Source organism: Methylobacterium goesingense (genome assembly GCF_022179225.1).
Lineage (GTDB): Bacteria > Pseudomonadota > Alphaproteobacteria > Rhizobiales > Beijerinckiaceae > Methylobacterium > Methylobacterium goesingense.
The window spans coordinates 1-9,027 of sequence record NZ_BPQL01000219.1; the positions used below are offsets into that span (position 1 = coordinate 1).

At 67.2% G+C, this 9,027-nt stretch carries 9 protein-coding genes; 4 read left to right on the forward strand and 5 right to left on the reverse strand.

Translation table 11 applies throughout. The annotated features are described in order from the left end of the window. The coding region (locus MFF30_RS25110) for an alcohol dehydrogenase catalytic domain-containing protein (protein ID WP_238282958.1) at positions 1–164 on the reverse strand (164 nt) is incomplete at its 3' end. Positions 165–706: 542 nt separating this feature from the next. On the opposite strand from MFF30_RS25110, the gene MFF30_RS25115 reads away from it, so the two are divergent. After that, positions 707–2,869 carry a molybdopterin-containing oxidoreductase family protein gene (locus tag MFF30_RS25115; protein WP_238282949.1) on the forward strand — a complete coding sequence of 721 codons (2,163 nt, stop codon included), beginning with the start codon at positions 707–709 and terminating at the stop codon, positions 2,867–2,869. Between the two features lie 386 nt (positions 2,870–3,255). Here the strand turns inward: MFF30_RS25115 and MFF30_RS25120 are convergent, their stop codons facing one another. The 3 genes from MFF30_RS25120 to MFF30_RS25130 form a co-directional block, all read right to left on the reverse strand. Beyond that, positions 3,256–3,933, reverse strand: coding sequence for a sigma factor (locus MFF30_RS25120; protein ID WP_238282951.1), 678 nt, complete (start codon positions 3,931–3,933; stop codon positions 3,256–3,258). Between the two features lie 192 nt (positions 3,934–4,125). Next, positions 4,126–5,457, reverse strand: a complete 1,332-nt coding sequence (locus tag MFF30_RS25125) for an ATP-binding protein (protein WP_238282959.1) — start codon at positions 5,455–5,457, stop codon at positions 4,126–4,128. A gap of 5 nt (positions 5,458–5,462) precedes the next feature. Beyond that, positions 5,463–6,182: a response regulator gene (locus MFF30_RS25130; protein ID WP_238282953.1), complete on the reverse strand. Its 720-nt coding sequence runs from the start codon at positions 6,180–6,182 to the stop codon at positions 5,463–5,465. Positions 6,183–6,371: 189 nt separating this feature from the next. Between MFF30_RS25130 and MFF30_RS25135 the strand changes: the two genes are divergently transcribed. The 3 genes from MFF30_RS25135 to MFF30_RS25145 all read left to right on the forward strand — a co-directional run bounded on the left by MFF30_RS25135 (position 6,372) and on the right by MFF30_RS25145 (position 7,528). After that, positions 6,372–6,701, forward strand: a complete 330-nt coding sequence (locus MFF30_RS25135) for a GCG_CRPN prefix-to-repeats domain-containing protein (protein WP_306424605.1) — start codon at positions 6,372–6,374, stop codon at positions 6,699–6,701. Positions 6,702–6,772: 71 nt separating this feature from the next. After that, complete coding sequence (locus tag MFF30_RS25140; RefSeq protein WP_238282955.1) at positions 6,773–7,168, forward strand: EF-hand domain-containing protein; 396 nt, start codon at positions 6,773–6,775, stop codon at positions 7,166–7,168. Positions 7,169–7,255: 87 nt separating this feature from the next. Beyond that, positions 7,256–7,528 carry a GCG_CRPN prefix-to-repeats domain-containing protein gene (locus tag MFF30_RS25145; protein WP_238282956.1) on the forward strand — a complete coding sequence of 91 codons (273 nt, stop codon included), beginning with the start codon at positions 7,256–7,258 and terminating at the stop codon, positions 7,526–7,528. Positions 7,529–8,000: 472 nt separating this feature from the next. On the opposite strand, the gene MFF30_RS25150 is transcribed toward MFF30_RS25145, so the two are convergent. Continuing rightward, a complete protein-coding gene (locus MFF30_RS25150) occupies positions 8,001–8,681 on the reverse strand; it encodes a Crp/Fnr family transcriptional regulator (protein ID WP_238282957.1) in 681 nt (226 codons plus the stop codon). Between the last annotated feature and the right edge of the window lie 346 nt (positions 8,682–9,027).

Consider the following 9,027-nt stretch of genomic DNA (forward strand, 5'->3'; position numbering starts at 1 on the left):
CCCGAACCGACCGCTTCGACGACCCCGGCCGCCTCGAAGCCCAGGCCCGTCGGCAGGGGAAGCGGATAGATGCCCTTGCGTTGGTAGATGTCGATGAAGTTGAAGCCGATGGCCGTTTGCCGAACCCGCACCTCACCCGGCATCGCTGAGGCAAGCTCCTCCATCACGATCGATCGCACCTTGGGGGAGCCGAACTCGGTCAGAATGCAACTTCGTGACAGTCTGATGCGGTAAAGGGGTATAGGCCTCGTCGAAGTCTGTCGCACACGTCGGATCGAGCCGCCGCGACCAAGGTCTCATTCGACGCGCCGTCGTGCCGATCAAGGGTCTTCGAGCACAGACCATCGTTCAGCTGGAAGGGATGTCCGGCCGACGGTTTTGCGCTGTCAAAAGTAGTAAGTCTACTTGCTGTCCAACCCGGTCGTAGCGTGGACGGTCGGGTCCCGACCCAACCTCGCCCCCTCGGGACGATGCCCGGCCACCACAAAGCGGACATCGGTTCGCCCCCCCATTGAGTGGTGCCATCCACGGAGCGTTCGCCGTCGTCAGTGACGGCGCTGCCAAGAGGTTGGCTCCAAGCACCCACGCCCGCTTTGCGCCTATGCGAGACCGAAACTTGGAATTGTTCGCACTTAAGTGCATCCTTCCTGCCCAGCGGGCCGGCTCGCCAGAACAATAAAGCGAGACGCTCGGCCGTGGAGGAAACATGAACGAGATCGTCAAGCCCGACTCCCTGCTTGTCGCCCAGGCCGAAAGCATCACCGAGACCTTCTTCGGCGGCTGCCCGCACGATTGCCCGGACACCTGTTCGATGCTGTTCGAGGTCAAGGACGGGGAGCTGCTCAGCGTGCGCGGCAACCCGGATCACCCGATGACCCGGGGCGGCCTCTGCGTGAAGCTGAAGGATTACGAGAAGCGCCACTACCATCCTGACCGGCTGCTCTACCCGATGAAGCGGGTCGGGCCGAAGGGCTCGAAGCAGTTCGAGCGCATCACCTGGGACGAGGCGCTGGACACCATCGTCACGCGCTGGAAGGCGATCATCGACCAGTACGGTCCGCAGGCCATCGCGCCCTACAGCTACCTTGGAAACCAGGGTCTGGTGCATGGGCTGAACGGCGGCGATGCTTTCTTCAATCGCATGGGCGCCACCGTCACCGAGCGCACCTTCTGCGGGGAAGGATCCTGCACGGCCTGGCTCCTCACGGTCGGTCCGACCGCGGGCCTCGACCCGGACAGTTACATCCACTCGAAGTACATCGTCATCTGGGCCTGCAACAGCGTCAGCACGAACCTGCACCACTGGGCCATCGTCAAGGATGCTCAGAAAAAGGGTGCCAAGGTCGTCGTCATCGACACCTACGCCTCGCGCACCGCCAAGGCGGCCGACTGGCACATCGCGCCGAAGCCCGGCACCGACGGTGCCCTCGCCATGGCACTGATCAACTCGATCATCGAACAGGGCCTCGTCGACCAGGACTACGTCGACAACTACACGGTTGGCTTCGAGGAACTGAAGGAGCGGGCCAGCACCCGCACCCCCGAATGGGCCGCCGAGATCACCGGTGTCCCTGCCGAGGACATCCGCAAGCTTGCCCGCGAGATGGCGACCGAGCAGCCAGTCGGCATTCGCATGGGCGTGGCGCTGGAGCGCCATTATGGTGGCGGCCAGACCATTCGGGCGGTGTCGTCCATCCCGGCGCTGACGGGCGCCTGGCGCCATGTCGGCGGCGGCGTCACGCAGTTCGGCGTCTGGGAGCACCCCTACAAGTTCGACGTGATGTGCCGGCCCGACCTGATCCCGGAGGGTACCCGCGTCGTCTCGAACCTTCAGATCGGGCGCGCGCTCACCGGCGAGATGAAGCTCGACCCGCCGATCATGTCGATGATGTGCTGGAACTCGAACCCGGTCACGCAAGCGCCCGAGACCGACAAGATCGTCGAAGGGCTGATGCGCGAGGACCTGTTCATGGTCTCGGCCGAGCACTTCATCTCCGATACCGCCTCCTACGCCGACATCCTACTCCCGGCGACGATGGGGGCGGAGATGGAGGACATGATCCTGTCCTGGGGGCACCTCTACCTGACCTACAACACCAAATGCGCCGACGCGCCCGGCGAGGCGATCCCGAACAACGAGATCTTCCGCCGGCTCGCGGCCCGGCTCGGCTTCGAGGAAGAGAACTTCAAGTGGACCGACAGCGAGTGCCTGGAGCACTACGTCGATTGGTCGTCGCCGGCCTGCGAGGGCATCGACCTCGCCTACATGCGCGAACACGGCTTCGCCCGGCTAAAGGTCGGCACGCCGGACGACCGCGCGCCCCACCGCGAGGGCAACTTCCCGACCCCGACCGGCAAGTGCATGTTCATGGTCGAGGGCGCCACGAACTTCGTCGCGCCACCGTTCCGGCAGATGTACGAGGGCTTCCAGCCCGGCGAGGCGCTCGACCCGCTGCCCGACTACCTCGGCCCACGCGAGTCCCACACCAACGACCCGGAACTCGCCAAGCGCTTCCCGCTCAACATCGTCTCACCGAAGAGCCACTACTTCCTGAACTCCTGCTACGCGAACATGGAGGACAAGCAGAAGGGCCAGGGCGAGCAATTCGTGATGATCAACCAGCACGACGCCGACGCCCGCGGCATCCGGGACGGTGACAAGGTTCAGGTCGCCAACGACCGCGGCGCTTTCAAGGGCGTGGCTCGCATCACCGACGACGTGAAGGCCGGCATCGTGGTCGCGACCTTGGGCTACTGGCGCCAGCTCAACGAGGGCACGGTGAACAGCATCTCGTCGCACGCCTTCACCGACATGGGCCACGCACCGTCGTTCTCCGACAACCTCGTCGAGGTCGCTCGGGCGAACTGACGCCATTGCGGCGACCAGCGCTGAAAGGCAAACAATGCCGTGCAGGCGCCCATGACAGGGCGCCTGCCGCTTGTTGAGCCTGCTCCAACTAAGCCACTTAGAGTCGAGCGGCCCTTAATCTATCGTGCGAGCATCATGGAGCTCGAACGATGGCAGGGTGTTCGTGATCGCGACGCGCTTTGCGAGATGCTGGCCGACAGGTTCCCGCTGGTCGTTCAGCCTGAGTCCGGAGGGCAGCGGTGTCATGGCGACCGCCCACGCCCCGGACATTCGGGACGCACGCACGGATGCCGCGTTCCATCGCCAATTCGCCGTCCGCGCCGTGGCATCGCTCCATCCGCGAGCGATCGCCCCGATATCGGATCAGGCGAGGGCGTCGGTGGCGGTTACATCGTCCAGTCCAAGGACATCGGACATGTCGGCGCGGGCGCGACTGACGCGGCTCCTCGCCGTGCCGACCTTGCACTCGAGCACCTCGGCGGCCTCCTCTGGGTGTAGCCTCCAGCGCTCACCATCATGAGGGCGGTCCGCTGGGCCTCGGGGATACGGGCGAGCCGATCCCGGAGTCCCTTCAGGTTCACGAACCCTTCCTGCTGAGGCAGCGCCTTGAGCGTCGCGGCATGCGTGCCGTCGGCATCCTCGACCTCGCGCCTCGCCTTGCGCCTGTCGGTGTAGAACTGGTTGCGAAGGATCGTGAACAGCCAAGCGTTCATGTTTGTGCCGGGCGTGAAGCAACGGCGGTTGGCCCACGCCTTCGCCAGCGCCTCCTGAACGAGGTCGTCGGCTCGGGAGGTCTCGCCGACGAGGGAGAACGCGAAGCCCCTCAAGGGCCACAACGCGGCAATCGAGGCATCCCTGAACACGTGGTCCGGACGAGTTTCTGGTGTCTCGTCCCCATTATCGAATCGTTCGACGAGGTATGCGAGCCATTGCGGAAGTTCCAATCCCGCCGGCAGTGCGAAGTCGGACTGCAACACGATCCCAAGATGCTTACGGACATGCGTCACGATATCGACCACGTCTTCGGCGACATCCGAGCCAGTTGCGGAAAAGCTCTCGTCCATCGGTCTAGCGCCTCCAGATTTCGAATCTCCTTTGCGTCGCTCAAATCTGAACGTTCTTGAAACTGGATACCAAATTTGAGTTTGATGTCGGTCGTCCGGCTCGGGACCACAGGCGAAGGCGAGCTGGCCAAGCCGGCTCGCCCCGATGGTGCGTTTTTCCCTTTCCCGGACAGCCTCAAAGGTACTGTGCCGTCAGGCCGGTAGGGTCACCTCGGCCCGCAGACCACCTCCGGGCCGGTTCGCGAGCGCCACGTCACCACCATGAGCGCGGGCCGCCGATCGCGCGATGGCGAGGCCGAGACCGGTCCCGCCCGTGTCCGCGTTGCGCGAACCATCCAGCCGCGCGAAGGGCGCGAACATCTCCTCGATCCTGTCGGGCGGAATGCCCGGCCCGTCATCGTCGACGAGGATGCGGATCTGTTCGTTGGCCCGTTCCAGCGTGATCCGTGCCCTATCGCCGTACCGGACGGCGTTCTCGACGAGGTTGTCGAGGGCCCGTCGCAGCGCCACCCGCCGACCGTGAAACGGAAGGTCGGCCGGCGAGGCGACGGAGACATCCCGTCCCAGAACCAGATGATCATTCACGAGTGCCCGGACCATCTCGGCGAGGTCCAACGGGCCGCTGTCCTGGGCGGACGCATCGTCCCGGGTGAACGCGAGGGTCGCGTCGACCATCCGCCTCATGTCCGAGATCGTACGCACCATCGCGTTTCGCAATTCGTCGTCCTCGACCATCTCGGCCCGGAGCCAGAGCGAGGCGATGGGGGTACGCAGATCATGGCTGATGGCGGCCAGCATCCGCGTGCGGTCGGCGACGAAGGCCCTCAAGCGCTCCTGCATCAGGTTGAACGCCGCCGTCATGGTCCGCAACTCGCGCGGGCCGCGCTCCCGGAGCGGCTCGAACGCGGCGCCCCGACCAGCCATCTCCGCGGCCCTGGCGAGGTCTGCCACGGGCCGGACGATCCCGCGCCTCGCGACGACGACGACCGCGAGTACCGCGACCACGCTCGCCAGGACCTGGATGAGCGCGATGCGCATCCACGGTGGCGTCCGGGACGCGAGCGGGGCCTCGGCGTTGAGCCAGCGCCCATCGTCGAGCCTGACGGAGACCCGTAGGGCCTGGGTTCTGTCCGAGAGACGGCCGGGGGGCGCATCCTCCGCGACGTCACGCGCCATCAGGATGATCCGCGCCTGGCTCGCATCGTCCTTCATGCGACGGTCGATCCGCCGCGCGAGCCGCGCCTCGTCGACCCCCATCGCGCCCTCGGGTACGAGGCTGCCGGCGTCGATGGTGAAGCGGTGGCGCGGGGAGCCGTAGGCCGCGACCACGCCCGGGACGGTCTCGGGCGGGACGGTGTCGAGCAGGCGCACCAGCGTGGCGATGCGGTCGACCACCTGCGTCCGGGCCGCCGCGCGACCGACCCGCGAGGATTCGTGCGCGAACATCGCGAAGGCCATCGCCTGGGCGCCCACGACCGCGAGCACAAGCAGGAGCCCCAGCCGGCCGCCGAGCGAATGCGGCACCAGCCTCAACGGACAGTCCTCACTTCTGCCGCCAGGACGTAGCCGCCGCCCCAGACGGTCTTGAGGAGCCCCGGGTTGGCCGGATCGCGCTCCAACTTACGCCGGAGGCGGCTGACCTGATTGTCGATGCTGCGGTCGAACGCGTCGGTGGTCCGGCCGCTGGTCAGGTCGAGGAGCTGGTCGCGGGACAGCACCACCCTGGGGTACCGGGCCAGCGCGGACAGCAGCCGGAACTCAGCCGTGCTCAGCGCCACCGGGGTGCCGGCGTCGTCGACGAGCTCGCGCCGGTCGGTGTCGAGCGTCCAGCGGTCGAACGCCAACCTGCGCCCGTCGGCCCCGTCACGGGTGCGGGGAAGCGCGCGCGTGCGCCGGATGAGGTTCTTGATGCGGGCGAGGAGCTCGCGCGGCTCGAAGGGTTTCGTGACGTAGTCATCGGCCCCGATCTCAAGGCCGACGATGCGGTCCGTCCCCTCCGCCAGGGCGGTGAGGAGGATCACGGGCGTGTCGTACGCCTCCCGAACATGGCGGCAGAGCGAGAGCCCGTCCTCTCCCGGCATCATCACGTCGAGGAGCACGAGGTCGACGACGCTTCCCGCCAGGACGACGCGAGCGGCCGCAGCGTCGGCCGCGACGGTAACCCGGAACGCGTGGCGCTTCAGATACGCCGCGAGCGGATCGCGGATGTCGCGATGGTCGTCCACCACAAGGATATGTGCGTCGTCCATGTCCCATGCCTTTCGTCCCGGACCTTAACGCGCGGCGGCGTCCGTCTCCCGAGGGAGTCTGTCGCGAAATGTATCGGGCCCCTCGAACCCGGGACGGTTCGCGACGAAAACGGGGTTTCCCGGCAAATCCCTGCGACAGGCCGGCGGCAGTATGGCGCCAGTTGCAACCACGCATCGGGAGACGAGACGATGACGAAGGAAGCGGTACGCGCGCCGACCCTGTTGAGGCGGCTCCTGCCCGCGGCCCTGCTGGCGGCCGGTCTGGCGGCGCCGCTGGCCACCGCCGGCACGGCCGAAGCACGGGACGGCTGCGGGCTCGGGTTCCACCGCGGGTTCTACGGCTACTGCCGGCCCAACCTCGGACCAAGAGTGTTCTACCGGCCCTACGGCTATCGACCCGCGTTCTATGGTCCGCGCCGGTTCGGCTGGGGCGGACCGCGCTGGCACCGCTGGGGCGGGGGCTACGGACGCGTCGGCTGGCACGGGGGATGGCACCGCGGCTGGCATCGCCATTGGTGATCTCGTCGCGGCTTGGGGACGTGCGGCCCGGCATACCGCCGAGCCGCTCCGATAACGCGAGAAGTGAAGTCATGACGAAGGGTATCGCCTGCTTTGCAATGGCCGTGGTCCTGGCGGGGACATCCGCCTCCGCCCAGACGCCCCAGGGCTCCGATCCGACAAAGGGTGCGGGGGGCGCCGGCGTCGACCTCGCGACGTTCCTCGCGCGGAACCGCAACCGGATCCTGCGAGCCGATGCCGACCATGACGGGCGCGTCAGCCGGGCGGAATGGGCGGCCTGGTGGGATGCCCATCCCGGCAAGGGACCCTCCGACCCGGCAGGGCGGTTCCGGGCCATCGACGCTGACGGCGACGGCTTCCTCACCGCCGAGGAGATCGACGCAACGTCCACCAAGCGCTTCGCGCGCCTCGACGCCAACCACGATGGTCGCGTCGTCCGCGCGGAGCGGCCCTGCCGCGCCAAGTGAACCGAATGCCCGGACTCGGGGTTCGGAAATCGGTCTTTTCCCAGGGCCCGGCCGATGTGCCGCGCCCGCCACAACGAAGGAATCAGGATGAAGCTCACAGGTCTCATCGTCGGCGGCTTCGCGACCCTGCTCATGGCGGGCGGGGCCCAGGCCCTGCCCATGCCGGCCGGCGGGATCGGCGTCGACGCCCCTATCGTCCAGGTCCGCGGCGGGTGCGGGTTCGGCGCCCATCGCGGCCCGTTCGGGGGCTGTCGCCTGAACCGTGGGCCCCGGGGTGCCATCAGGCGGGCCATCACCGGCGCGCCGCGCGGTTGCCCGCCCGGTCTGTACCGCGGTCCGGGTGGTCGCTGCCGCCGCTGACGCCGAAGTTCCGGTCGGTTCCCGACCGGACGCCTCCACGCTCGCAGACCGTCCCCGGTTTCCTAACCCGGCGGGGGGCTGGCGTGACGGTTCCGGATCAGAAAGGGTAGGCCATGGCCGATTCCGCAGCGGAGTTCGTCACGCTTCCCAAAGGGGGACGACGTGCTCTGCCGCGCTTGTCTACGACTGCTGACGCGGTCTCTTCCGGTGGGCCCTGCTGCGCGGCGAAAATCAGCACCGCGATCCGAGGACGTTCAGCCCGCGCACGCTCGCAGATGGCGGTCACATCGTCGTGCCCGTGATCCTGGACGATGACCGTACACAGGTGCTCGTAGCCACTGGACGCATGGAGCGCGAAGATCACCGAGCAGATGGGAGCCTTGCCCGGTTCGTCGATCGTGAACTCGAACTTCCGGGGTTCGACGCGCAGGGCGGTATCCCTATCGGGCGGCGTCCGAAATCGCTTGGCCGGTCAGGATGTATTCAATCTTCCGGCCGCCAGGCTCTCCCGGTCGATGACCTGCACCTGGCCGCGCCGGACCTCGACGAGGCCCTCGTCCGCCCACTGGCCCAGGAGGCGGCTGACGACTTCGCGCACGCTCCCGACGTCCGATGCGAGTTGCTGATGGGTCTTCCAGACGATCCCCGCGACATCGGCCTCGACCAGCAGTCGCCGGGCGAGGCGCTGCTCCAAGGGGGCGAACGCGATCTCCTCGACCAGGTCGAACATCCCTGACAGAAGCTTGGTGTAGTCGTCGAGGACGAAGCTCCGGAACGCGTCGCTCTCCCGCATCAACTGGCGGAAGGTGTCGGACGGCAGGGCGGCCAACTCGGTCCGGGCCTCGGCGACGCTCTGCGCCGGAAAGCCCCCGCCCGACAGCAGGCACTGGGTGGTGAGGACGCAGGTGCCGCCTGCGCCGACCTTGTAGATCAGCATCTCCCGTCCGCCCTCGGACATCCGGAACACCCGGGTGCGGCCGTCGATGCACATCAGGTAGTTCGCGCAGGTGTCTTGGAGTTCGTAGGCAATCGCGCCGGCCTCAAGCACGGGGAAATGCACCGTGCCGCGCGCGATCTGGAGATGTCCCGCATTGAAGTTCCGGATCAGCGGGAAGCGCTCGATCCAGCGCTCGACCTGATGGGTGCTCTGCATGGTCGTCCTCCCGGGCCCAGCGGTCGTTGGGCGCCACCGTGACCCCTGCGATTCGTCGTCTTCCAGGATCCTCAGGCATCGGTGACCTGGGTCACAGACGATTGCGGCCTACCTCCGTACCACCGTCCCAAGAGAACAAAAATCTTGCTCGGGCGACATCCGGAGGGGGCACGAGCCTCCCATGGTCGGGCGATATCATTCGGGAGACACCATCATGCGCCGCCTTATCCCCCTCCTGTTCACCTCCGTCTTCCTGACCGCCCCGGCCCATGCCGAGCAGGACCTGCTGCTGGGCGCCGACATGGGCTCGGCCGCGATGACCAAGCCCGTGTCCGACGTCAGCACC

Coding starts and splice junctions, on each gene's coding strand:
- MFF30_RS25130 (WP_238282953.1), bottom strand. CDS start 6,182: ATGGACGACGCACATATCCTTGTGGTGGACGACCATCGCGACATCCGC.
- MFF30_RS25140 (WP_238282955.1), top strand. CDS start 6,773: ATGACGAAGGGTATCGCCTGCTTTGCAATGGCCGTGGTCCTGGCGGGG.
- MFF30_RS25150 (WP_238282957.1), bottom strand. CDS start 8,681: ATGCAGAGCACCCATCAGGTCGAGCGCTGGATCGAGCGCTTCCCGCTG.
- MFF30_RS25120 (WP_238282951.1), bottom strand. CDS start 3,933: ATGGACGAGAGCTTTTCCGCAACTGGCTCGGATGTCGCCGAAGACGTG.
- MFF30_RS25145 (WP_238282956.1), top strand. CDS start 7,256: ATGAAGCTCACAGGTCTCATCGTCGGCGGCTTCGCGACCCTGCTCATG.
- MFF30_RS25135 (WP_306424605.1), top strand. CDS start 6,372: ATGACGAAGGAAGCGGTACGCGCGCCGACCCTGTTGAGGCGGCTCCTG.
- MFF30_RS25115 (WP_238282949.1), top strand. CDS start 707: ATGAACGAGATCGTCAAGCCCGACTCCCTGCTTGTCGCCCAGGCCGAA.